The organism is Streptococcus oriscaviae (genome assembly GCF_018137985.1).
Taxonomy (GTDB): domain Bacteria; phylum Bacillota; class Bacilli; order Lactobacillales; family Streptococcaceae; genus Streptococcus; species Streptococcus oriscaviae.
Map to the genome: position 1 here is coordinate 686,485 of NZ_CP073084.1, position 23,627 is coordinate 710,111.

Annotated in this window: 27 protein-coding genes and 1 riboswitch; of the genes, 4 read left to right on the forward strand and 23 right to left on the reverse strand. The window is 46.3% G+C overall.

The window, feature by feature from the left end:
- Position 1 precedes the first annotated feature (1 nt).
- From INT76_RS03375 to INT76_RS03410, 8 genes are all read right to left on the reverse strand, one after another.
- Positions 2-397, reverse strand: coding sequence for a DUF948 domain-containing protein (locus INT76_RS03375; protein WP_212572195.1), 396 nt, complete (start codon positions 395-397; stop codon positions 2-4).
- Positions 398-412: 15 nt separating this feature from the next.
- On the reverse strand, positions 413-1,189 hold the full coding sequence (lgt, locus tag INT76_RS03380; protein WP_212572197.1) for a prolipoprotein diacylglyceryl transferase: 777 nt from the start codon (positions 1,187-1,189) through the stop codon (positions 413-415).
- Positions 1,189-2,127, reverse strand: coding sequence for an HPr(Ser) kinase/phosphatase (gene hprK, locus INT76_RS03385; RefSeq protein ID WP_212572199.1), 939 nt, complete (start codon positions 2,125-2,127; stop codon positions 1,189-1,191). The genes lgt and hprK overlap by 1 nt, the downstream gene beginning before the upstream one ends.
- Before the next feature lie 124 nt (positions 2,128-2,251).
- Positions 2,252-2,512, reverse strand: coding sequence for a PspC domain-containing protein (locus INT76_RS03390; protein ID WP_212572201.1), 261 nt, complete (start codon positions 2,510-2,512; stop codon positions 2,252-2,254).
- Positions 2,493-3,263, reverse strand: coding sequence for a hypothetical protein (locus tag INT76_RS03395; RefSeq protein WP_212572203.1), 771 nt, complete (start codon positions 3,261-3,263; stop codon positions 2,493-2,495). The genes INT76_RS03390 and INT76_RS03395 overlap by 20 nt, the downstream gene beginning before the upstream one ends.
- Positions 3,264-3,332: 69 nt before the next feature.
- Positions 3,333-3,761 carry a SprT family protein gene (locus INT76_RS03400; RefSeq protein ID WP_212572205.1) on the reverse strand — a complete coding sequence of 143 codons (429 nt, stop codon included), beginning with the start codon at positions 3,759-3,761 and terminating at the stop codon, positions 3,333-3,335.
- Positions 3,748-5,877, reverse strand: coding sequence for a Tex family protein (locus INT76_RS03405; protein WP_212572207.1), 2,130 nt, complete (start codon positions 5,875-5,877; stop codon positions 3,748-3,750). Before INT76_RS03405 ends, INT76_RS03400 begins: the two co-directional genes overlap by 14 nt.
- A gap of 85 nt (positions 5,878-5,962) precedes the next feature.
- The gene (locus INT76_RS03410; protein ID WP_212572209.1) at positions 5,963-6,478 is read right to left on the reverse strand and encodes a QueT transporter family protein; all 516 of its coding nucleotides are present in this window, start codon (positions 6,476-6,478) and stop codon (positions 5,963-5,965) included.
- Positions 6,476-6,579, reverse strand: a riboswitch (PreQ1 riboswitch). (Overlaps the previous gene by 3 nt.)
- Before the next feature lie 28 nt (positions 6,580-6,607).
- On the opposite strand from INT76_RS03410, the gene INT76_RS03415 reads away from it, so the two are divergent.
- Entirely contained in the window at positions 6,608-7,045 is a 438-nt protein-coding gene (locus INT76_RS03415; RefSeq protein WP_212572211.1) for a GtrA family protein, read from the forward strand.
- A 12-nt stretch (positions 7,046-7,057) separates the two neighbouring features.
- Here the strand turns inward: INT76_RS03415 and INT76_RS03420 are convergent, their stop codons facing one another.
- From INT76_RS03420 to murA, 4 genes are all read right to left on the reverse strand, one after another.
- Positions 7,058-7,993, reverse strand: coding sequence for a YihY/virulence factor BrkB family protein (locus tag INT76_RS03420; protein ID WP_212572213.1), 936 nt, complete (start codon positions 7,991-7,993; stop codon positions 7,058-7,060).
- Positions 7,994-8,022: 29 nt separating this feature from the next.
- The gene (locus tag INT76_RS03425) at positions 8,023-8,883 is read right to left on the reverse strand and encodes a methionyl aminopeptidase (protein ID WP_212572215.1); all 861 of its coding nucleotides are present in this window, start codon (positions 8,881-8,883) and stop codon (positions 8,023-8,025) included.
- A 1-nt stretch (position 8,884) separates the two neighbouring features.
- The gene (locus tag INT76_RS03430) at positions 8,885-9,451 is read right to left on the reverse strand and encodes a GNAT family N-acetyltransferase (protein WP_212572217.1); all 567 of its coding nucleotides are present in this window, start codon (positions 9,449-9,451) and stop codon (positions 8,885-8,887) included.
- Positions 9,452-9,520: 69 nt separating this feature from the next.
- Entirely contained in the window at positions 9,521-10,780 is a 1,260-nt protein-coding gene (murA, locus tag INT76_RS03435) for a UDP-N-acetylglucosamine 1-carboxyvinyltransferase (protein WP_212572219.1), read from the reverse strand.
- Positions 10,781-10,997: 217 nt separating this feature from the next.
- Here murA and INT76_RS03440 point away from each other — a divergent pair, with 217 nt between their 5' ends.
- Entirely contained in the window at positions 10,998-11,270 is a 273-nt protein-coding gene (locus INT76_RS03440; RefSeq protein WP_024382836.1) for a YiaA/YiaB family inner membrane protein, read from the forward strand.
- 40 nt (positions 11,271-11,310) lie between these two features.
- On the opposite strand, the gene INT76_RS03445 is transcribed toward INT76_RS03440, so the two are convergent.
- From INT76_RS03445 to metK, 3 genes are all read right to left on the reverse strand, one after another.
- The gene (locus tag INT76_RS03445) at positions 11,311-12,264 is read right to left on the reverse strand and encodes a DNA repair protein RadC (protein ID WP_212572221.1); all 954 of its coding nucleotides are present in this window, start codon (positions 12,262-12,264) and stop codon (positions 11,311-11,313) included.
- 17 nt (positions 12,265-12,281) lie between these two features.
- On the reverse strand, positions 12,282-13,115 hold the full coding sequence (locus tag INT76_RS03450; protein ID WP_212572223.1) for an AraC family transcriptional regulator: 834 nt from the start codon (positions 13,113-13,115) through the stop codon (positions 12,282-12,284).
- A gap of 131 nt (positions 13,116-13,246) precedes the next feature.
- Positions 13,247-14,437, reverse strand: a complete 1,191-nt coding sequence (metK, locus tag INT76_RS03455; RefSeq protein ID WP_212572225.1) for a methionine adenosyltransferase — start codon at positions 14,435-14,437, stop codon at positions 13,247-13,249.
- Between the two features lie 264 nt (positions 14,438-14,701).
- Between metK and INT76_RS03460 the strand changes: the two genes are divergently transcribed.
- Entirely contained in the window at positions 14,702-15,607 is a 906-nt protein-coding gene (locus INT76_RS03460; RefSeq protein ID WP_212572227.1) for a hypothetical protein, read from the forward strand.
- Positions 15,608-15,657: 50 nt separating this feature from the next.
- Here INT76_RS03460 and INT76_RS03465 read toward each other — a convergent pair whose 3' ends face one another.
- The 3 genes from INT76_RS03465 to INT76_RS03475 form a co-directional block, all read right to left on the reverse strand.
- Positions 15,658-16,125, reverse strand: a complete 468-nt coding sequence (locus INT76_RS03465) for a deoxycytidylate deaminase (protein ID WP_212572229.1) — start codon at positions 16,123-16,125, stop codon at positions 15,658-15,660.
- A 109-nt stretch (positions 16,126-16,234) separates the two neighbouring features.
- Positions 16,235-16,972, reverse strand: coding sequence for a CBS domain-containing protein (locus INT76_RS03470; protein ID WP_212572231.1), 738 nt, complete (start codon positions 16,970-16,972; stop codon positions 16,235-16,237).
- A gap of 13 nt (positions 16,973-16,985) precedes the next feature.
- Positions 16,986-18,020, reverse strand: coding sequence for a M42 family metallopeptidase (locus INT76_RS03475; RefSeq protein ID WP_212572233.1), 1,035 nt, complete (start codon positions 18,018-18,020; stop codon positions 16,986-16,988).
- Between the two features lie 64 nt (positions 18,021-18,084).
- Here INT76_RS03475 and birA point away from each other — a divergent pair, with 64 nt between their 5' ends.
- Positions 18,085-19,020 (forward strand): bifunctional biotin--[acetyl-CoA-carboxylase] ligase/biotin operon repressor BirA, encoded by a 936-nt coding sequence (gene birA / locus INT76_RS03480; protein WP_212572235.1) that lies wholly within the window; start codon positions 18,085-18,087, stop codon positions 19,018-19,020.
- Here birA and INT76_RS03485 read toward each other — a convergent pair.
- The 5 genes from INT76_RS03485 to leuC all read right to left on the reverse strand — a co-directional run bounded on the left by INT76_RS03485 (position 19,007) and on the right by leuC (position 23,625).
- The gene (locus INT76_RS03485) at positions 19,007-19,195 is read right to left on the reverse strand and encodes a DUF3272 family protein (RefSeq protein ID WP_212572243.1); all 189 of its coding nucleotides are present in this window, start codon (positions 19,193-19,195) and stop codon (positions 19,007-19,009) included. The two genes, birA and INT76_RS03485, sit on opposite strands and share 14 nt — an antisense overlap.
- A 212-nt stretch (positions 19,196-19,407) precedes the next feature.
- The gene (dnaX, locus tag INT76_RS03490) at positions 19,408-21,081 is read right to left on the reverse strand and encodes a DNA polymerase III subunit gamma/tau (RefSeq protein WP_212572245.1); all 1,674 of its coding nucleotides are present in this window, start codon (positions 21,079-21,081) and stop codon (positions 19,408-19,410) included.
- Positions 21,081-21,578 carry a GAF domain-containing protein gene (locus INT76_RS03495; protein WP_212572246.1) on the reverse strand — a complete coding sequence of 166 codons (498 nt, stop codon included), beginning with the start codon at positions 21,576-21,578 and terminating at the stop codon, positions 21,081-21,083. Before INT76_RS03495 ends, dnaX begins: the two co-directional genes overlap by 1 nt.
- 65 nt (positions 21,579-21,643) lie before the next feature.
- Positions 21,644-22,237, reverse strand: a complete 594-nt coding sequence (gene leuD, locus INT76_RS03500) for a 3-isopropylmalate dehydratase small subunit (protein WP_212572248.1) — start codon at positions 22,235-22,237, stop codon at positions 21,644-21,646.
- Positions 22,238-22,242: 5 nt separating this feature from the next.
- A complete protein-coding gene (gene leuC / locus INT76_RS03505; RefSeq protein WP_212572250.1) occupies positions 22,243-23,625 on the reverse strand; it encodes a 3-isopropylmalate dehydratase large subunit in 1,383 nt (460 codons plus the stop codon).
- Positions 23,626-23,627 lie beyond the last annotated feature (2 nt).

The window sequence follows — 23,627 nt, forward strand, 5'->3', positions numbered from 1 at the left end:
GTTATTCTCCTTTCTTTCCTAAGATGGATGAAAATAAGTTAAGTGCGGACAGGACGCCGCCTGCTTTTATCGTATTTTTCCCAGCGTTCTTGGCCTTGACTGTCAAATCACGCGCGGAAGCATTGAGATCCGAAACGGATTCAGAAAGATCAGCCACAGCAACAAAGAGCGGGTCAAGGGTAGAAACCTTTTTATTGACATCTTCAACCAAGACATTGGTTTTAGCCAAGAGTTCGTTGGTTTGATAGAGGGTGACATTGACATCACTGGTTAACACCTTGAGTGTCTGCTGGGCTTCGTCTGCGATAATTGATAACTTTTTCAACAGCAAGACCAGATAAACTGCAACAGCTGCAAGAGCCAGTGCAATGATGAGGACTGATACTTCAATAATCATAGTAATCTCCATTTCTTATGATTGATAGTAAGGTATGGTAGCTTGTTTCCGTCTGTAAAAAATTAAGCCGAGCCCTAAAATAACCAGTAGGGCAGACAGCCACTGAGATACGCGCAAGCCTAAGAACATCAGGCTATCTGTTCGCATCCCTTCAATGAAAAAGCGCCCTGTGCCATACCAGACAAGATAAAAACAGGTAATCTCCCCTTGCTTGAGTAGACGTGGCCGCCTTCTGAGAATGCAGATGAGGATAAAACCAATCAGGTTCCACAAGGATTCGTAGAGGAAGGTCGGGGTTCGGTAACTACCGTCAATATACATCTGGTCGCGAATAAAGGCTGGCAGATAATCTAAGTGGGCAACTGCTTCTCCATAAGCTTCTTGATTGAAGAAATTCCCCCAGCGACCGATAGCCTGAGCAATCATCACCGACGGAGCTGCAATATCTAAGAAGTCCCAGGTATTGATAAAGCGATGCCGGGTAAAGAAAACTAATACCGCAAAACCAGCCAGCAAGCCTCCGTAAATGGCAATTCCACCATTCCAAATGGCAAAAATAGCTAGCAGATTATCTTTGTAGGACTCCCAACTAAAAGCGACATAGTAAAGACGCGCTCCTAGAATGGCCAATGGAAAGGCGATGAGGATAAAATCATACACATCGTCTTCTCTAATGCGTCTGCGAGGGGCTTCTTTGGCAGACAGGTATACAGCTAGAACGAGACCTACCAATATACAGAGGGCGTACCAGCGAATCTCTAGTGGACCAAGTTTCAGTGCAATCGGATCCATTACTTGTCCTCCGATTCTTTATTGGTCTGGATGAGGCTGGCTAGGCGTTCCTCAAAGCTCTTGGTTGCATCAAATCCCATCTTTTTAGCCCGATAGTTCATGGCTGCCGCTTCAATAACGACGGAGATGTTCCGTCCTGTCTTCACAGGAATGCGGATTTGAGGAAGCTGAATTCCTGCAATTTCAATCGAATCATTGCTGTTGCCCAAGCGGTCAAACACCTTATCTTTTTCGTAATATTCCAGATAAACTGCCAACTGGACTTCCGATGAATCCTTAACTGCACTGGCACCGTATAAACTCATGACGTCAATAATACCTACCCCACGGATTTCAAGGAGGTGGCGAAGGATTTCTGCCGGTTCTCCCCAGAGGGTAACATCATCCTTGGCATAAACATCCACTCGGTCGTCTGCCACCAAGCGATGGCCCCGTTTGACTAGCTCTAAGCCAGTCTCACTCTTACCAATCCCTGAATCTCCTTGGATTAGAACTCCCATGCCGTAGATGTCCATAAGAACGCCATGAACACTAGTTCGTTGGGCTAGTCGAGTATCCAGATAGGATGAAATCTCTCCTGATAGGCGGCTGGTGGCCGTTCTGCTCTGGAAAATAGCAATTTCCTTTTCCTTGGCAGCCTGAAACATCTCCTCAGGAATCGCTAGACCTCTGGCTACAATGACAACAGGGGTTTCAGGTTGGAACATCTGACACAAAACCTGATAACGGTTATGGGAGGTCATGGCCATCAGGTAAGACCATTCCTTCATCCCAATCAGCTGGATTCGTTCCGGCGAATAATAGTCAAAATAGCCGGTCATCTCAAGCCCTGGTCGGGTAATGTCTGATGTTGTTATTTCTTTTTTTAGCAGTTCTTCTGTGCAATAGGCACAGTCGACACGCACATAGTCAATCAAATCCTTGACGTATACTGTCATCTTCTACCTCTCATTTCTATGAAACTATTATATCATAAGTTGCAGCAGATGATGAGATTGGACTTGATACTTTCAAAAACAAAAGGCCCGAGAATTTCACTCAGACCTCTATTACCAATCGTTATTATTTCCGAATCTTCTCTGCGTCTTTGATTTTGCGCGGGCCTGTTCCGTAACGGTCGGCATAGACATCTTCCTTGAAAGGAAGTATAGCCGCCAAAAGAACATAGGCCGCAATAGCTAGGAGACCAATTTTCCCCAATAGACAGATAACAACGAAGATAATCCGCACAAGAGATACATTCCAATGAAAGCGATCGGAAATCCCTGCCAACACTCCGGCTAGAACTCGACCCAAACGCTGTTTATAAAATCCGAGTAACATCTTTGACTCCTTTCACTGTGCAAGGACTCTTGTCTGTTCGTATCTGCAAGTATAGTAGGTTGTTACCATCCTTTTCACAGAGATAGGGACTGGACTTTTTCTTGCGATTGACAGAAACACTGCCTTCTGCTCCTTCTATCCGCCCCTTGACTCCCTGTTCTTTAGGTACATGGAGATGGATAGGAGCCTGACTCAACTGGATGGTCAAGTGTTGAGGGAATTGGCCCAAGGAAGCAATCCGAATATCCTGTTGTTTCTTATCCGTTGTGCTTCTCAAGCTAATATCTTCAAATGGCAGGTAGTCTAACTTCACATCCGCCCGACCAACCTCAAGTTCTAAGACGGCCATCCATTGGTCTGGCAGGATGACTGTCAGCTGACAAGGGAGGGGGGAGGCAAAGTGCAAGCCCTTATTTTCAACATAGATTTGCGGCAACAAGGTCTCTTCCACCTGCTGAGGATAGACCAGCCGTAGCTGAACCTGATCGGTCTTTCCTTTCATAAAGGAAACACGACCTTCCGACAAACTCATAAAGAGAGATTCAACGTCAGAAAAAACATAATCCTGTTTGAGTTTGGAAGATGAAAAGACTTTGAGACTAGGCAGGGTAAAGGTCATCTTGGTCTTTTCTTCTACAAACAAGAAATCCGGGCTCTCTTCAAGCTCCAAAAAGCAGGCACGCGCTTCTTCCTTGGTTAAGATTCCTTTTTCATACAACTCAATCAACCGTTTCTGTTGGTCCTGTGCCATGATCTCACCTCAATTCCCTTCTAGTATACCATATCTCAGCACAAAAGAATCAGCCCGAAGACTGATTCTTTATTTCTTTAGTCTAAGTGAGCCACGGCAACGGCCGCAACGGTATTTACGAGTATCCACCCTGCGTTTGCGCTGATAGGGTTGACCGCAGGTTTGGCACTGATAATGGTGGTAGTTCACAGCTTCAAGCCGAGGAGCATAGCGTAGGCCATCTACCGCTGCCAGCAGGGTCTTGAAGTCCTTATCGCCGTGCCGATACCCCTTTTGCTCAAAGTAAAGATGATAGTGGCAAAGCTCATGACGGACAATCTTGCGAAAGATGTCTAGTCCCTGTTCTTCCAAGTGCTTGGGATTGAAATCCAAATGACCGTCCTTGGGGAAAAAACGTCCGCCGGTTGATCGCAACCGCCTGTTCCAAACCGCTATATGTTGAAATTCCTTACCAAAGTCCCCCAACGAAACCTGTTTGACATACTCAGTGAGATTCACGAGGCGCCACCAAGGTCAAGTTGACCTTCTCACGTTGCTCGTCTAGTTTATGAACCCAGACGGTCACCAAGTCACCGACAGAAACCACTTGGCTTGGGTGCTTGATGAAGTTCTTGCTCATGTTGGAGATGTGGATGAGCCCGTCTTCATGAATACCAATGTCCACAAAAGCTCCGAAGTCTACTACGTTGCGGACAACACCTTCCAGCTTCTGACCGATTTGTAGGTCTTTGAAGTCCAAGACATCCTGACGAAGGACAGGTGCCGCAAAGTCATCCCGCAAATCACGACCGGGCTTGAGTAAATCTGCGATGATGTCTTTCAAGGTTTCCTGACCGACACCAATCTTTTCTGCCGTGTCAACGATAGAAACCTGCTTCAATTTTTCCTGCGCAGCAGCATCTAAGTGGTCGATGTCTAAGAGTTCAAGTAGGTTCTCAACAGCCTTGTAAGACTCTGGGTGCACGCCAGTATTGTCCAAAAAGTTCACTCCGTTTGGAATCCGCAAGAAACCGGCGGCCTGTTCAAAGGCCTTGTCCCCCAAACGAGGAACCTTTTTGAGTTGCTGACGTGAGGTCAAAGCCCCATTCTCCTCACGATACTTGACGATATTTTCCGAAATGGTCTTGTTGAGACCAGCCACATGAGCCAGAAGGGCAGGACTGGCGGTATTGACATTGACACCGACCTGGTTGACCACCGTGTCGACCACGAAGTCTAGACTTTCCGACAGGAGCTTCTGGTTGACATCGTGCTGGTACTGGCCGACACCGATGGACTTGGGATCAATTTTGACCAACTCAGCCAGAGGGTCTTGCAGACGGCGGGCAATGGAAATAGCAGAGCGTTTTTCGACAGTCAGGTCTGGAAACTCTGCTCGAGCCAGTTCAGAAGCTGAGTAGACAGAGGCTCCGCTTTCATTGACGATAACGTAAGAAACAGCAGGAAAGTCCTTGAGTAAATCAGCAACGAAGGCTTCGGATTCCCGACTGGCCGTCCCATTTCCGATGGCAATGATTTCCACCTGATACTGACCAATCAAGGCTGCCAACTCTTCCTTGGCTTGGGCAATCTGGGACTGAGAAGCTGGCTTAACAGGATGAATAACCTGCGTGGTCAAGAGTTTACCAGTCTGATCCACCACTGCCAGCTTGGCACCTGTCCGAAAAGCAGGGTCAAAGCCCAGCACCATTTTTCCTTTTAAAGGCGGTACAAGAAGCAAGTTGCGCAGGTTATCTGAAAAGAGTGCAATAGCCCCTTCTTCTGCACTTTCCGTCAACTCTGTCCGAATGCGACGCTCCATGGCTGGAATAATTTTCTTCTTAACCGCCTGGTTGATGGCGTCTGCGATATAGGCATTTTTCTGCGGGAAACGCACTTCAAAGAAACGGACAATTTTGTCCAGATTGTGTTCAAAGCCGACTTTCAAGGCACCGATTTTCTCTCCACGGTTGAGAGCCAGTGTTCGATAGCCTTGCATTTTAGCCACTTTTTCGGAAAAATCATAGTAAATCTGGAAGACCAGCTTCTCATCTGCTGCTTGATCTTTTAACTCTGAATAAAGGCTGGAATTGGTTTGGATTTCATGATAGGTCCACGAACGAAGCTTGGTATCTTCAGAAATAGCTTCCACCAAAATATCGACTGCACCCGCTAAGCAGGACTCAACGGTATCAAAACCTTCACAGATAAAAGTCGCCGCTTGAGCTTCTAAATCAGCTACATTCTGCAAAATAAGACGTACCAGTGGGAAGAGGCCGGCCTCACGCGCCACCGTTGCCTTAGTGCGGCGTTTTTCCTTATAAGGCAGATAGAGTTCCTCCACATCTGCCAACTTTTCAGCTTCTTCAATGGCTTTTCGAAGTTGGTCTGTCAGTTTCCCCTGTTCTTCAATCTTGGCTAGGACTGTCGCCTTTCGGTCAGCTAGAGCTGTCAAAGACTTATCGAGGTCAATGATGGACTTGATGGCTACCTCATCCAAATTGCCTGTCACCTCTTTGCGGTAACGAGCGATGAAGGGGATGGTATTGCCTTCTGCTGTCAAGGTCAGCACCGTATCAATTTGCTTTAAGCTAACGCCCAAATCTTGAGCAATTTTCATGTATTTTTCTTCCATAGGCTTTATTATACCACGCTTTCAGATGAATTGAAATGCCGGATAAGAAAAAAGCACCTCACGGTGCCGCCTCCCAGTATAGACCTTAACGTTTCAAGTCAATATGCTTGGATAATTTGTCGATGATAACAGCTCCTATGAGCAGTGAGAGCAATTCTCCCCCCGCTGTTGTCAGCCAAGTTGTAAAGAAAGGTAAATCGTAGAGAACCTTTAACTCCAAGGCAATGGTGAACATGCTAGCTGAAAAGAAAAGGGAAAAATACAGAAAAGCCTTATTGACCAAACCGCCCAGAAGATAGTCCTTCTGGTAACGTTCAAAGAGCATGACCCCAAGTGTGACAAAAACTAGGGTCGAAAGGCCGCCAACAAAAAGGTCCACAATTCCAAAACCAATCAGATTAGAAATCATACAGCCAATAGTTACACCAATGATGTACTTACGGTTGTAGAAGGCTAAAAAATTAAGCATTTCTGACAGACGGAACTGGATGGCTCCGAAGGAAATAGCATTGAGTGGGGGTGTCAGAGTCAGGGCCACATAAATGGCCGCAACAAGGGCGATGTCCGTCATATCACGGGCAGTGAGTTTTTCTATTTTCATGTGTTCTCCTTTGGCGGCTATACCGCTTGTAATATGCTTGGCTAAAGGGAGGAAGTGCCAAGGGTTGCTGCAAACACAGCAACGTTGACAAGTATAGCATATTTTTGAAAAAAATGATAGACTAGAGACATGAAAAATCGTATTATGAAACTTTTCCAGCATGAAGTCGTCCTGTACTTAATCGCTGGAGTAGCCACCACTATCGTTTATTTTGCAGTCCGAATGGGGCTCTTTTTCCTCATTTCAGATGTTGTGACTGTCACGCTAATCGCCAATTCCTTGGCTATCCTCTTTGCTTTTTGGGTCAACGACCGCTTTGTTTTCAAACAAGTGACTAAGGGCTGGCCCCTACGTCTGGTCAAATTTACCTCTGCACGCCTGGCAACTCTATTTTTAGATGTAGCACTTGCCTGGCTCTTAGTGGATAGTTTCCCTCAACTGATTGGTCAATTTGTTAACAACAATATTCAAATGGTCAATGCGGTGGCAGCCTTAATTGGACAGGTTCTCATCATGGTCAGCAACTATTTCCTAAGTAAGTTTTTTGTATTTAAAGATAAAAAATAGGTTGTGCTCAACCTATTTTTTATTAGTTTCCGTATCAATGTCTGTAAAGCGGGCTTTTATCCGATTGAGCACCGTCACAACATCCCCATGTCTGGCGTGAAACTCCTCCACATGCAGGCTCTGGACAGTCGCATTTAATACCGCTCCCATAATCAGGACATTGGCCATGAAGATGAACCAGAGCATGAGAACCAGAAAGAGGACCGATGTTACAAAACGAAAGTCAATCAATCGATTGGCGTACACTTCTACATAAAAACCAAAGATCTTGCCCACCGTTCCCATGACTACCATGACAAAAATTGCTCCCGGGAGAATGTAACGGATTTTCTTGATTCGCACATTAGGCAGGAAAAAATAGAGCATCAGCAGAGAGAGAAAGAGGGAGAGGTAGACAGCAGGCTCACTCTGATTGATAAGGGTTTTTACAATCCCTTGATCCAACTGGATGAATCGTTGCAGCATTTGAAGCAGGGTCTTACCAAAAGCAATCATCAGAACACTGAGGGTGATGATAAGCTGAAGGCCAATCCCTAAAAAGATACCAACAATTCGACTGATAATAAAATCCCGGTGCCGATCCACGCCATAGGCCTTATTGACCGCTTTTTGCAGAACGGTCATACTCCGAGAAATGGTCCAAAGGGTCGTTGCGATAGAGAAACCTAACCAAGAACTAGACGGTTGGGTCAGGACAGAAATCACCAAACTAGAAACCTTCGGATAGAGTTGCTCTGGAAATATATCCTTGAGCATCGGCAAAAATTGCTCTGCATCAATGTTTAAAAAAGGCAGTAGGTTGGCCAGTGTCATCAATATGGGAAAGATGGAGATGATGAGGTAGTAGGCTACTGCTACCGCTGTGACATCCAACTCAGCCGACCGGTAAAATGAAAAGAAGGTTGAGAAAAAATAGCGAACCTTGGCAAACCATGTCTGTTTCTCCATTTTCCTCCTCCTTCTTTTTCCTTTAAACCTTAGTAAGTTCCTTCATCTCCCTGACTAGTCAGGATACGGGGGCCATCCTTGGTAATCACAAATTGGTGTTCATACTGACAGGACAAACCGCCATCAAGGGTCTTATGGGCCCAGCCTGTCTTTTCATCCGTGTCAATTTCCCAAGTGCCTGTATTGATCATCGGCTCGATTGTCAAGACCATGCCTTCACGCAAGCGAAGGCCACGGCCTGCTTTTCCATAGTGCGGAACCATAGGCTCCTCATGGAAGGTTGGGCCAACACCATGGCCAACCAAGTCACGCACCACTCCGTAACCAAGTCCTTCAGCGTATTCCTGAATTGCTGCACCAATATCACCAATTCGATTACCAACGACCGCCTGCTCAATACCACGGTAAAGGCATTCTTTGGTGACATCCATAAGCTTTTGCACTTCTTCAGAAACTTGACCCACTGCGTAGGCCCAGCAAGAATCCGCCACACCACCACGATAGGTTTGGGTGTGCTTTTTCATCAAGGCAACATTGTTAAAGTTTAATGTTGAAACATCTAATACAGCCTTGTCAAGCGGTTCACTTAAAACCATGTCCACCTTGAGCAAGTCACCTTCTTTTAATTTGTAATGCCGTGGAAAGGCGTGGGCCACTTCATCGTTAATGCCGCAACAAGTCGCATAAGGATAGTCCATGAGATGACCATCTACCCCAATTTGCAGGGGAAGGACATTTTCTTCCTTGCAACGTTTGCGAACATACTCTTCAACTTCCCACAAGTCCAAGCCCGGCTTAACCAAATTGCGCAGGCCGATATGAATACTAGCAAGAACATCTCCTGCCCGATCCATCGCTTCAATTTCTCTTTGTGATTTAATCGTAATCATTCTACTCCTCGTACATTTCTAACCTGAATTCTTTTTTATGGAGAGCAAATTGGCAATAATCCCTCATCTTGTGACTGTAACGATCGCTCCCACGATAACGGCGTATTAGTTTGAAACCGGCTTTCTGAGCCACCTGCTGACTAGCAATGTTCTCCAGATGCGCAATAAGAACCAGCTGTTGAAGCCCCAATTCTTCAAAGGATAAATAAACTAGATTTTTCAAGGCTTCTGTCATCAGCCCCTGTCCCCAAAAATCTTGATGGAGAAAATAACCAATCTCTGCCAGTCGTCTGGTTTCATCTATTTTTTCAAGACGAATAGCGCCTATCATCTGCCTTGTTTTCTTATCCTCCAATGCCCAAATTCCAAGCGGTGCCTTCATAAACAGCTGAACCAAGATTTCCTGACTCTCCCCAACTTCCTTACTTCCAGGAAAGATAAAGGCTAGGTTGGAGGGATTGGATACAATAGCATGAAAATCATTTACATCTTCAAAAACGAAGGGGCGAAACAGCAAGCGGTCGCTTTCAAAGGTCGCAAAAGCTGCCAAGTCTTTCCAAATTGTCATCGTTCTTACCAAGAGGCTGGAACACATGATTCCAGCCTCAGTTTGTTTTCTTTGTTTCTAGGTATGAGCTTACTCTTCTACCAGCTGGATGTCAGCACCTAATTCTGTCAACTTTTCAATAATGTTGGAATAGCCGCGTAGGATGAACTCGATATTTGTAATCTCTGTTCGACCTTCTGCCATCAAGCCTGCAATGACCATCGCCGCTCCTGCTCGCAGGTCAGTCGCCTTAACGGCTGTACCTCTCAGATGACTTGGACCCTTGTAGGCAATGCGATTCCCCCGTGTTTGAATGTCTGCTCCGAGATTGGCTAATTCTTGGACATGTCCAACACGTTTCTCATAGATGGTATCGGTAATGTAGCCACTTCCTGTTGCTTTTAACAGAAGCGGGGTAATCGGCTGCTGCAGGTCGGTCGCAAATCCAGGATAAGGGGAAGTCTTGATGCTGACTGCTTTCAACTTATCCTGCTTTTCTACAAAAACAGCATCTTCCGAAACCGTCATCCGAACACCCATCTCTTCGAGTTTAGCAATGTAGCTTTCCAAGTGCTCATAAAGAACGTTGTCAATCTGAATTCCTTCGCCGACAGCAGCTGCAAGAGCTATATAGGTGCCAGCTTCAATACGGTCTGGAATAACCTGATGACGGGTTCCGTGAAGGTTTTCAACTCCGTCAATAGTGATAATGTCCGTTCCAGCGCCACGAATGCGGGCTCCCATATTGTTCAAAAGAGTTGCCACATCGATAATCTCTGGCTCGCGCGCAGCATTTTCAATAACCGTTCGCCCTTCAGCCTTAACAGCTGCCAAAATGGTATTGATGGTTGCTCCAACACTGACTGTATCCATGTAGATATGGGCTCCATGAATTCGCTGCCCTTCCGTAGAAAGACGCATGTTTTGCCCTTCATAGGTCACGCGAGCACCCATGGCTTCAAAAGCTTTGAGGTGCAAGTCGATCGGTCGTGGTCCCAAGTCGCAACCACCCGGCAAACCGACAACTGCCTGTCCGAAACGGCCTAAAAGAGAGCCGTAAAAATAGTAAGAAGCACGCAGGCTATTGATTTTCCCAAACGGCATTGGCATATCTTGCACACCTCTTGGGTCAATTTCAAGGGTTTCACCCTGACGTGTAACAGTGGCCCCCATTGTTTCCATAATATCAATCAAACTATCCACGTCTGAGATGGCTGGCACACCGTCCAAAGTAACGATTCCATCTGCCAGAATAATTGCAGGAATCAGCGCCACCACTGAATTTTTTGCCCCGCTAACCGTCACTCGTCCTTTCAAGGAGCGACCGCCATTTATTACGATTTTTCTCATACTTTCATATCACTTTCACATTTTTGCCGATAGACATACAGCTCATTGTATCATATTTGGTAAGAAATTGCTAGTAGAGTTATTCTAATAAACGGTTGGGCTTGTTCCTAAACCGTTCAAATCCGTTTTCCGCTGTCACAGTTTTTACTTGTCCAGTTCTTGTCCTAAATAACAAAGTATGCTATATTAGCATAAATATAAAATTAGGAGATTTCTTATGAACAAAGTTAAAAAGAAAGTTTATCGCAACACACCCGCCTTTACCATGATGGCTTGGGGTTCCTTTATCTTCTTTGTTTCCTTGATTTTGATTGGTCTTTACACATTAAAAGAACCATTGATGGTCAAGGGTTATTACTTGATGGGGTCTGTTGGTTTGATTTCCTCTTCCTTTACCCTATCAAAAGTTATTCGTGACAACCAAGAAGACGAAGACAATTACAACAGCTTCTTACAAGATGTTGTTGCTAAGGACGAACAAGCAAAATAAGCACGAAAAACAGGTCTGAGGTCATATCCTCAAACCTGTTTTATTTTTTACTATCAGATTTTATGTCTTCCTCCGCCTTGTATTGTAGACATTTTTCCTTAAATTGATTATCCAATTGTGCAATATCTTGGAGGATGTCTGCGAGCGAGGTGTAATCCTCCCGCAAGCTAGCCAAATGTGCCTGCCCGAACAGGTCAGCCATCTTTTCTTTCAAGACTGCTCTTTCAAGATCGTATTTTAGGAGGAAATGACTCAGATAATTGCTTCTTGCAGATGCTAATCTGAATGAAAAGAAGTCATGCAGTTGCTTTTGTTGCAAATTAAGACCATGGCTTCGAATAGAGTCTGCATAGGCTTCTATCACATTGCTTTGACCAGATTCGTAGCGCTCTTTCATAGTTAGAGAGAGTTTATGGTAAATCTCCACTAGACTTGGAGTTTCCACTCGCAGCAAATTCCCCCACATGGAAAAGGAACCTCTCTTATAAGCGATTGATTCTGCCTGCCAGGCGGGCAAGAAATCAGTAAAATTCATCTGCATGCAGGGATAGCCGGCTGGGTCATGGAGAAAGAGTTCATCCCCAATCAAATCATAGATGGTGACAAAATGATCTACCCCTTTTAGATATCCATGATTGGGGTTGTAGGTCAGATGCCCCATATCCAGAGGACCGACAATGACGGGACCGTTTTTCAATAAAGAAGCCAAGCTTTCTTTTATGTTGACGACATCCATCTCATCAGAAGGTTTCAAGTAATGTTCGTCATATTCAAATCCTAGCATTTGTAAACAGTTGCTAATCGAAATATCTGGTTCACCATTGTCAAAGAAAACAAGGGGATGCTTTGGGTCATCGTTTAGAAAGTTTGCCTCGTTTCCCATAGCCATCAAGGCTTCCAAATAGGGAGGTTGGAAATCATAGCCACAGGCATGCAGGACCATGGCCACCGAATGTGTATAGCAGAGGGGAATATCCCCGTAGTAAAGCTGCATGTGTATCGCTCCTTCCTTTATTTGACAATGGGAATCCAAAGCTCCATTTCGTAGTCAGGGCTATCCATCTCTCCTTCTGCATAGACTTCAAAGTCTGGAGCTCCAGAATGGCGATAGCCTGTTTCAGGGAAAAACACTTCCAAAACATACTTCCAAGCTTGATGAATGGAACCCGGAATAGGACCTTTAACTGGGATGATGGCATATTCTGCTGGCTCGATTTCCATGATAGTCAGACCCAGTGCTTTGGCTTTTCTCTGATCAGTCACATCATAGCCAGCCATGTAATTGATGATTTCCCCTTCTTTGACATCTGAGCAGATACCATAAGATTGGCCATTCCCAAGACTGGCCAAGGTTTCAAGAGACTGTTCTTCAAAAAGCTGATTCCAAGCAGAGGGGCAAAGACTATTGTCAATGGCTTCTAGCAGGATGCCAGCCACAGCAAAGGCTGATTTTTGTGCAATTTTGATATCCATATTTTTTCCTCCTGTGATTTTCAAGGATAGTTGCAGGGGCGGGAAAACCTTATAGGCACTTCCGCCTCTGACCTGAGAAGGTGTCACACCGTGAAACTTTTTGAAGGCCGCACTAAAGGCATCGGCCGAATCGTAGCCATATGTTAGAGCGATGTCAATAATCTTGGCAGATGTTTGGGTTAAATCATGGACAGCTTGCGAAAGTCTGCGATTTCTCAGGTATTCTGCCAAGGTCATATCCGCCAAAATGGAGAACATTCTGCTGAACATGGCATAGGGATAGCCAGACAGCTGCTGGATTTTCTTCGGATCCATTTCCGAATCCAGAACAGTCTCCAAATACTTCATGGTTTGATTAAACTGATGCATCATCTTCCTCACCTCTCATAGACAGTATAACAGAAATCAGATGGGCCCGCCCCAGAATTTTTGAACAAAGATAATGGGGTTCTTTTTGTAAAAAAACACCGCCCCAGCAAGGCTGGAACGATGTCCTGACAATCTTATTTGGTCGCTTCTTTCAAAGCCTCTACCTTGTCCAGTTTTTCCCAAGGCAAATCAATGTCGGTCCGGCCCATGTGGCCATAGGCCGCAGTTTGTCTGTAAATCGGGCGATTGAGGTCCAGCATTTGGATAATGCCTGCTGGCCGAAGGTCAAAAATCTGGCGGACAGCCGCTTCAATCTTGCCCTCAGAGACTGTATTGGTACCAAAGGTATCCACCCGTACGGACACTGGATGGGCCACGCCGATGGCGTAGGCTAACTGCACCTCTGCCTTGCTAGCTAAACCTGCTGCTACAATATTTTTAGCGATATAGCGGGCTGCATAGGAGGCGGAGCGGTCTACCTTGGTCGCATCCTTACCAGAGAAGGCACCGCCACCATGACGGGCATAGCCGCCATAGGTATCGACGATAATTTTACGACCTGTCAAGCCCGAATCCCCTTGCGGGCCACCGATGACAAAGCGACCGGTCGGATTGATGAAATACTTGGTTTTTTCATCCAGATATTCAGCAGGAATGACTGCCTTGACGACTTTTTCAATCACATCTTGATGGATTTGCTCATTAGTCGCATCTGGATCATGCTGGGTTGAAATGACAACCGTATCCACTCGCGCTGGTCTTCCATTCTCATCGTACTCGACGGTCACCTGTGACTTGGCATCTGGACGTAGGTAAGAAATGGCGCCAGATTTGCGCAAATCAGCCAATTTTTTCACCAGCTTATGGCTAAGCGAGATAGGCAGTGGCATGAGTTCAGGCGTTTCATCCACCGCAAAACCAAACATGAGCCCCTGGTCACCTGCACCAATCAAATCCAGCGGATCTTGACTGGCATCCTCACGCGCTTCTAAGGCTTCATTGACCCCTTGGGCAATATCTGGTGACTGCTCAACCAGTGACGGATGAACCCCGACAGATTCTGCCGCAAAACCGTATTCGCCCTTGGTGTAGCCAATCTCCGCAATGGTATCGCGCACCACACGGTTAATGTCCACATAGGCTGTGGTTGAAATCTCTCCAAAAACATGGACGCTTCCGGTATAAACAGCCGTTTCAGCTGCCACATGGGCCTCCGGATCCTGGGCCAAAATGGCATCCAAAATCGCATCGGAAATCTGGTCCGCAATCTTATCCGGATGCCCCTCCGAAACCGACTCAGACGTGAAAAGTTTACGTTCTGACATAAAAATGTCCCCCTTAAAATAAATTGTTACCAAGGTTACAAAGCACCGACTGAAAGGAGCGATTCGGGAAACGTCAAGGACACCGTTCAAAGCACTCTTTCAGTCGCCTTTTCGGGACTTAATAACTCCTCTATTGTACCACAAGTTGGTAAAAACTGCAGTGAAAATCAAAAATGAACTGTCACATCATTCACAGACTATACTATACTATACTATACTCCACTTCCTCAAAAAATGATATAATAAGAAAAAGGAGACATTGTAATGAAAAAAACCATCTTATCTAGTTGTTTCATCCTAGCCCTAGCTACTATGAGTGCGTGTGCCACTTCGCCTGTTACAAAAGAAATAGATGTAACGGAAAATACTGCTGCCTACTCTAAGACCTATCGCAAGCAAACACTAGACGGCAGTCTGGCATCTTCTGGCGAACTTGTCGTTGATGATACAGAAAGAAAAGAAGCCTACGACCAGCTTCAGGAATACAAGGCAGGAATAAAAGAAAAAGCCATCCTAAATGCCCTTTCTATTGTAGATGAATTTTATATTTCCAATAACACCCTGCAAGCTACCCGAAAAGCCTATGGTGTTTCCTCAGAGAAAGATGTCTATGAAAAACTATTTTCTTTCTTCATAAAGGACATGAAAGCTGATTTAAATTATAAAATGACCTACCAAGGTACCACTTATAGGCTATCCGAAGTTGGACCAAAGGCTTTAAAAGTCAACATCAACTCACTCCAAGAATCCGCAGCGTACGAGGTTGTTTTTTCAAAACTCGAAGACAACAAAGTTTACCTTCATCTTCGGGTGCCAATTGTCGACAGTTATCAATATTACGCTCAAGCAACTTACCACAACAATTATGAAGACTTTTTCTACCCGTTGGAAATGGAGTTGACTGCTGCACAAGAGAAAGAGGACATTAACAAAAGCTTGCTCGTTTTGTATATCTATTATCTTGAAGCAGTTGGAGGCGAAGAAGGCGCTGTTGATTTAGCAGGTATGACTTGGGGAGAATTACGTGACATCTACCTTGTGCTAGATGTCAACAAAGACCAGTCAATCTCTATTTCTGACGAAATGTTGGGCGCAGTCAGCCAAGTAGATGCAAGCTCCGTCAATGAAAAATGGGAAAGCACCTTCCAAAAATGGGAAGCGGGAAATTGATAGATACAAAAATAAAGGCAGTTTGATTGAGCTGCCTTTATTCTTTATTTTTAAATAAACTCCGCGTCTGCAATAGCCTGTTTGACAACCTCCAAAGGCAGATGAACCAACTCACATTCCTTTTCCTTGTAAAGGTATTGGGCATAGTCATCCATGCGGTAAGGGGTAATGTAGACCACGCGCTTGCAACCCACCTGAAGCAGCTGCTTGGAGCAGGTCAGGCAAGGAAAATGGGTCACATAGGCTGTAAAGCCCTTAGGAATGCCCCGTTCCGCCCCTTGTAAAATAGCATTAACCTCGGCATGCAGGGTTCTGGCGCAATGGCCGTCAATCATCAAACACTCCTGATCCAGACAGTGTTCCGTCCCAGAAACCGATCCATTGTAACCCGTCGCAATGACCTTGTTGTCCTTGACTAGGACAGCCCCCACCTTGGCCCGCTTACAGGTCGCCCGATTGGCAATCAAAAGCGCCTGCGCTCCAAAATACTCATCCCAAGCTAATCGTGTTGTTGACATGACTCACCTCGTTTTCTTTTTTACTATTATACTATTTCTTTTGAGAGAAAAAAAGACTCAAAGAGCCTTTTCATTAAACTACTTTTCCAACCCTATCCTCTTCTCCCCCTCACTCAATCTCTCGATAAATTTCTGCCAGATCGTAGCCGGTGATGATACCGGTCAGGTCTTGTGGGCTAATGAGTTTGCAGTTGGGATGATTGCAGACCAGAACGGTGGTGACATTTGCTCGTTCAAACAGGGATACAAGCTGGTAAAGACTCGCTTCCTTATGGATTTTTACCACTTGATCGCGATCCTCCTCCAGAGCTAGAATATCCTTGAGCTGAACAGCTTTCAGGAGGTCTAAGATAGTATCGTCTTCTTCTAGGGTTTTGGCCAGCCAATGAGCAATCCCATTTTCAGAGACCATGCCCAGATAGCCTGTTGGTGAAAAGATAGGAAACTGGGAATACCGCTTGTGATGGACAAGGCTCAGGGCCTGAGTCAATGGGTCTGTTTCCATGAAGCAGGTTGGTCTTGGAACTTGCTTAGCCGCAAGGTAGCTGATGATGGTCATAGGATCCTGATACTGGCTGATGACCTCTTCCAGTACAGCAAGCAATTGTTCAGAGGGTTCCGCAACAGAAGTGAGGTTTTGACGGCGCTCATGAACCATGAGATTGCGCAGGTGTCGGGCAACATAGAGGTTATCCCAGTGACTGCGAACAGGATTGTGATGGGAAGCCTCCTTGGCCTTGCTTAACAGAGTGGCCATGTCCTCATACTGGTCATCCTTGATGCGGCACTCCTTCCTCAAAATCTTTTCCAATTCATTGAAAAGGAGCAAAAAGCGTTCTTCTCTCATGGTATCTCACTTTCTAGTCAATCATTTCGGACTTGAGATAGACGTCTACCATCTTCTCCGTGGCAACAACCGAGTCGATATGGGTTCGCTCATACGAATGACTGGATTCAATGCCTGCTCCCAACAAAGCATGTTTGACATCTGCTCCAGCTCTCATAGCAGCAGAAGCATCCGAACCATAGTAGGGATAAATGTCCAGTTTATAGGGAATGTCATGCTGGTTTGCTAGAGCGACCAAGTGTTGGCGAAGTTCGTAATGGTAAGGGCCAGAGCCATCCTTGACACAGATAGAAACCGTGTATTCATCTGTCTGTTGATCATCTCCCATAGCTCCCATATCCACGGCCAAATATTCTACAACCTGCTCAGGTAGGCTAGAATTAGCTCCGTAGCCAATTTCTTCATTGTTTGAGAAGTAAAAATGCGTGGTATAGGGCAGGACAACTCCCTCCTGCTGGTAGGTCTTGAGCAAGTGCATCAGGATAGCAGCTGACACCTTATCGTCCAAGTGGCGGCTCTTGATAAAACCGGTATCTGTGATGATGGTGCGAGGGTCAAATGAGATAAAATCACCAACTTCAATCCCCAAGGCGCGTGTTTCTTCTGCTGTTCTCACCTTCTCATCCAGTCGGATTTCCATATTGGTCTGGTTACGCTCGGCTGTACTGGCATCTCGGTAGACATGGACAGAGGTCTGATGCATGAGAATCGTCCCTGTGAAAGTCTTGCCATTTTTAGCGCAGTGAATAAGACAGTTTTCGCCCTCAATAGAAGGGTAGCCAAATCCACCCACCAAGTCCATTTTGATGCGGCCATCTGGTTTTATTGCCCGAACCATGGCACCCAGTGTGTCTAGGTGAGCAGTTACAATTCGGTGTTGGCGGTCATTTTTCCCCTTAAGGGAAACCAGGATGCCTCCTTTGGGTGTTTTTATGGCCTCATAGCCCATGGCCTCTACTTCATTTTTGATGTAATTCATGATACCTGTGGTGAAGCCTGTCGGTGAAGGCGTTTGGGTCAAGGTCACAATGTAGTCAATTGTAGTCATAATTCCTCCTTATTTCTCAGTTCATTATACCACTTTTTAACACTTTTTTTGCTATAATGAAGGTATGAAAACCTATGAAAAAATTTATCTTCTTCTGGAAGAACGTGATGATTATATCAGCGGAGAAGACTTGGCACAGGAGTTGGGCATTTCTCGCACCTCCGTATGGAAGGCTATTCGCCAGCTTGAAGCACATGGCCTAGTCATTGAGGCTGCCCGCCACAAAGGCTACAAACTAGTCAAGGGTGATCTGTTGCTGCCGAAACAACTGGAACAGGAAATCGGTCTGCCTGTCTTTTTAAAAGTTGACAGCGACTCCACTCAGCTGGATGCCAAGCAAGGAATTGAACTGGGGCACCCGAGTCCTGCCCTCTACCTTTCCCCTTATCAAAACAAAGCCAAAGGACGGTTTGGTAGACCATTTTACGCCTCTCGGGACGGAGGCATCTATATGTCTTTACGCCTCTCTCCTAACGCACCTTTTTTAGAGTTCAAACCTTATACCATCATGGCCGCAGCAGCTGTGGTCAAGGCTATCCAAAATCTCACAAATCTGGATGTCGAAATCAAATGGGTTAACGATATCTATCTCAATCAGAAAAAAGTAGCTGGTATCCTGACAGAAGCCATTTCCTCCATGGAAACCCAGACTGTTCTTGATGTTGTCATTGGCATTGGTATCAATTTCCATATCGACTATTTTCCCGAAGAATTGCAGGCAAGCGCAGGCAATCTTTTTGAGGGCCGTCCGACCATCAGCCGCAACCAATTGATTGCAGAGATTTGGAACTGTTTCCTTCAGACGGATGAGATGGAACTCCGCGCCCTCTATAAAGAAAAATCACTTGTCGTTGGCAAACAAGTGAGCTTCGTGGAAAATCAAGTGGAGTACCGTGGCACAGCAGTGGCCGTGACTGATACTGGAAATCTAGTCTTAGAACTCAAAGATGGCAGGGCAAAAACGCTCTCCAGCGGAGAGATCAGCCTTACTTCTTGGTAGGTTTATTAAAAAAACGGATAACCTTGGTAATTTGATAGCTAAAATGAAGGTTACGCAGGACAATTAGACCAAAAATTCCTGCAAAAAAATAATCGCCCGCCAAGATAGAGTCATTCATAAAATAGGTTGCGATTGCTGTCGTCAGGGCCAGCATCAAAAATGGTGACAATTTCATACTACCAGTATAGCACAGTTTCTCTGGAAAGTACGCCTAAACCCATCTTCAAAAACCAATCCCCTTTCATCACAACAGAAAGGGGATTTTATACTACTCGGAAAGTTCTTAACGGTTTGAGATAAGAATCCTATCTTTGCTTTCAACACATTGCTAGGAAGGCTCTTATCTTATCAAGACAGGTCAAAAACTTCGCAGAGCATTTTTATAGCTTAATCATCAATTACTGTCACCTGTTGGGCTAAAAATTGAAAACCTTCTGGAAGAGGTGACTCCTCTGCTGGCTCTGATTCCGGTATTTTCTGGCCCTTGGCCTTGGCTGAAAATTCTGCTCGGATGTGAACCCAATCTTCCTGAGCAATAGCCAGAATTTGGGGTGAAAAACCAGCGGCCTGGCTGAGAATATTGCCAAAGAGGATATTGAGATTGTCCCGCTTCATGGTCTGCTCGGCATTAAAGGGTGAATCAAAGGCCAAGATGGCATGGTTTTCATTGGCCGCCACAGGCTGAGAGCCGCTGAGCAGGGCCTTGTCAGCACCCGACAGGCTTTCGATGACTTCGCCCCAGGCATTTTGCAGGCGGGTTAGATTTTCTCTGGCCTGATGGGGATTTTCCATGGCCTCTTGGAGGATGGTGTGGACCCGATTGGTATCAAGTCGATACTTCTTAGGCTGTTGGGGCTGGCGCGATACAGGCTTAGCCTCAAAACCTTTGGCAGGGCCGCCTTGGGCCAGCTGTTCTTGAAGCTGGGCCACCTGACTCTTGAGCTGGGTAATCTCTGCTAGGAGATTGGGCGGCAGCTTGCTTGCAATACTTGAGCTTTCAGGGGCATCTGCCAGCCGGATGGTCATCATCTCCGCATAAATTTTGGGCTGGGGGCTGGACTTGATATCCTGCAGCCCCGTCGTCACGCGCTCAATCATGGCAAAGATTTGCTCTCTGGAAAAGGCTAGATTTTCCTCAAAAACTGGGCTGACATGGGTATTTTCTCCGCCTGTCTGCACAATGAGCAGATCCCTTAGATAGTAGAGCAGGTCTGTCGCAAAACGGTGCATGCTCTTACCGTTGTCAAAGATGATTTGGAGCTGTTGAAGGGCCTGGGGAACATCTCCCTGACGGATAAAGGCCACATAATCATCCAAAGCCCGCAGACTGATGGAGCCTGTAATCTCTTCTGCCGTTTCCAGAGTCAACTGATTTTCAGCCGTTAGACTGAGGGCCTGATCCAAGATGGAAAGAGCGTCCCGCATCCCTCCTTCGGCCCGTCTGGCAATCATACTGACGGCTTGCGGATTATATCGGACACCTTCCTTGTCCAGAATGGACGAAAGATGGCGCTCAATGTCCTGAACCTTGATGGACTTGAATTCAAAGCGCTGCACCCGTGAGAGAATGGTGGCTGGAATCTTGTGGAGTTCCGTTGTCGCCAAGATAAAAACTACATTCTCCGTCGGTTCTTCTAGAGTCTTCAAGAGGGCATTGAAAGCCCCCATGGACAGCATGTGAACCTCATCAATGATATAGACCTTATACTGAGCCAGGCTAGGCGCATAGGTAGACTTATCTCTGATGTCACGGATTTCATCAACTCCGTTGTTCGAAGCCGCGTCAATCTCGATGACATCTTCTAAACTACCTTCTGTGATGGCGCGACAGATATAGCAATCATTACAAGGCTCCCCACCCACTTGATTGGGGCAGTTCATGGCCTTGGCAAAGATCTTGGCAGCAGAGGTTTTCCCCGTTCCCCTTGGCCCTGAGAACAGATAGGCATGGCTGATTTTTCCCTGCTCAATGGCCTGACGAAGGGTGGTGGCGACCACCTCTTGGCCCACCATTTCCTCAAAAGTCTGGCTACGGTACTTGCGATAAAGGGCTTGGTACATTAGTCTTTCTCTCCAAACATAGCAAAATTCCAGTCAGTTTTTTCAACCAAAAGGGCAACAAACTGTTCCAGATACTCTTGGTCAATGGCATCATAATCGGCTTGCAAGCGGGAATCCAGATCCAAAACGCCCAAGAGTTGACCGTCTTTCATCATTGGTACTACGATTTCTGACATGGCCGCCGCATCGCAGGAAATATAATTGGTATGGCTGGTCACATCGTCCACGATGATGGTTTTTGGGGTCTGGGCAGATTCTCCACAGACACCCTTACCTAGGGCAATATGAACGCAGGAAACCCCGCCCTGAAAAGGCCCCAAAATCAATTCCTCTCCATCAAAGAGGTAAAAGCCTGTAAAGACCGAATTCGGCAAGGCTTGGTTGAGCAGGGCTGAAGCGTTGGCTAGATTGGCCAGGACATTGGATTCACCCTCTAAGAGGGCCTCCAGCTGGGCCAGCAAGAGCTGGTAGTTTGATTTTTTTTCTGAATGTGTCATGGAACCATTATAGCATAAATCAAGCCAGTAAAAAACCGAAAGACACAAGGCCTTTCGGTTCTCGCTTATTCCTGCCAATAGGCTGGACGATTTTTTTCGTATGCTGCAATCAAGTCCTCATATTGGAGGGTGATGCCGATGTCATCTAAGCCATTGAGGAGCTTGTGCTTCCAGTCGCCATCAATGTCAAAGTCAAAGGTTCCAACTGGGCTGACAATCTGCTGCTTGAACAAATCAACAGTAATCTCATCTGTCGGAGCCAGCTGGGCCAGCTTTTGCCGTACTTCCAGCGGTTGGACAATAGGCAACATGCCGTTGTTGAGTTCGTTGTTGTAGTGAATATCACCAAAGGAACCTGCAATGACCACCTTAAAACCATAGTCCGCTAGAGCCCAGGCGGCATGTTCTCGGGAAGAACCAGCCCCAAAATTATCTCCGGTGATTAAGATTGTGGCCTTACGGTACTCCTCTTTATTGAAGATAAAATCTGGATTTTCAGTATAGAGATGGTCTGAGTAACGCCAGGCGTACATGAGGTACTTGCCAAAGCCCTTTTTATCGATGAGTTTGAGGAATTGCTTGGGCAAAATCTGGTCTGTATCGATATTGTCGTTCATAAGGGGAACGGTCGTTCCAGTATAGACTGTAAATTTTTCCATGCCCATCACATCCCTTCTACCCATTCTCTCACATCCACAAAGCGACCATGAATGGCCGCCGCTGCTGCCATGGCTGGGCTACAGAGGTGGGTTTTGGCCCCGAAGCCTTGGCGGTCTTCAAAGTTCCGATTGCTGGTGGAGGCACAGTGGACACCCTCTGGTACCTTATCTGGGTTCATCCCCAGGCACATGGAGCATCCTGGATCCCGCCATTCAAAGCCGGCCTCCATGAAGATCTTGTCCAGCCCGAGGCTTTCCGCCGCCCGCTTGACCGGTCGTGAACCCGGCACTACAATAGCGGTCAGATTTGGGGCAATTTTCTTGCCTTTTACAAAGCTAGCGGCCAGTTTCAAATCGCTGAGTCTGGCATTGGTACAGGAGCCGATGAAGACATAGCCCAGCTCAATATCAGCTGGTTTTTGCCCAGGCTGCAAGTCCATATAAGCATAGGCCCGTTCATCATTCATATCCCTGATGGCTGGAAAGGCTTGGTCAAAAGATACGCCCATCGAAGGGTTGGTTCCCCAAGTCACCATGGGTGCCAGGTCCGACACATCCAGGGTAATCACCTTGTCATAGGTGGCATCCGCATCCGAGACCAAGGTCTTCCAATCCGCTACTGCCGCCTCAAAATCCTTAGGCACACAGGCCTTATCTTTCAGATAATCAAAGGTGGTCTGATCTGGGTTCATGATGCCGATTTTAGAGCCAAATTCGATAGACATATTGCAAATGGTCATGCGTTCTTCCATGCTGAGGGCATCTACTGCCTCTCCCACAAATTCGGCTGCATAGCCAACTCCCAAAGCCACCCCGTGTTGGGCAATGAGGGCTAAAATATAATCCTTGGCATAGACGCCCTTGGGCGGACTACCAACAAAGCGAATCAAGAGTTTCTTGGGCTTGACCTGCCAGATGGTCTGGGTGGCGAAAACATGTTCCACCTCAGAGGTGCCAATGCCAAAAGCCAGGGCACCAAAAGCCCCGTGGGTGGCCGTATGGCTATCACCACAGACGATGAATTTCCCAGGCTGGGTTCGGCCTGTTTCAGGTCCAATCATGTGGACAATGCCCTGTTTCTCCGACCCATGGGCGGCATGGTCAATGCCAAATGCTAGGACATTTTCAGCCAACTTATCCATCTGAGCCTTGGAAATGGCATCCCGAATGTCAAAAATATCCACCGTCGGGACATTGTGGTCAAAGGTTCCATAGGTCAAATCGGGTCTGCGAACCTTGCGCCCATTGTCTTTGAGACCTTGAAAGGCCTGGGGACTGGTCACCTCATGGATATAATGCTGGTCCACATACATGAGCTGGGGCTGGCCTAGTGTACCCGTCACGACATGGCGGTCCCACAGTTTATCAAAAATCGATTGTCCTGCCATCA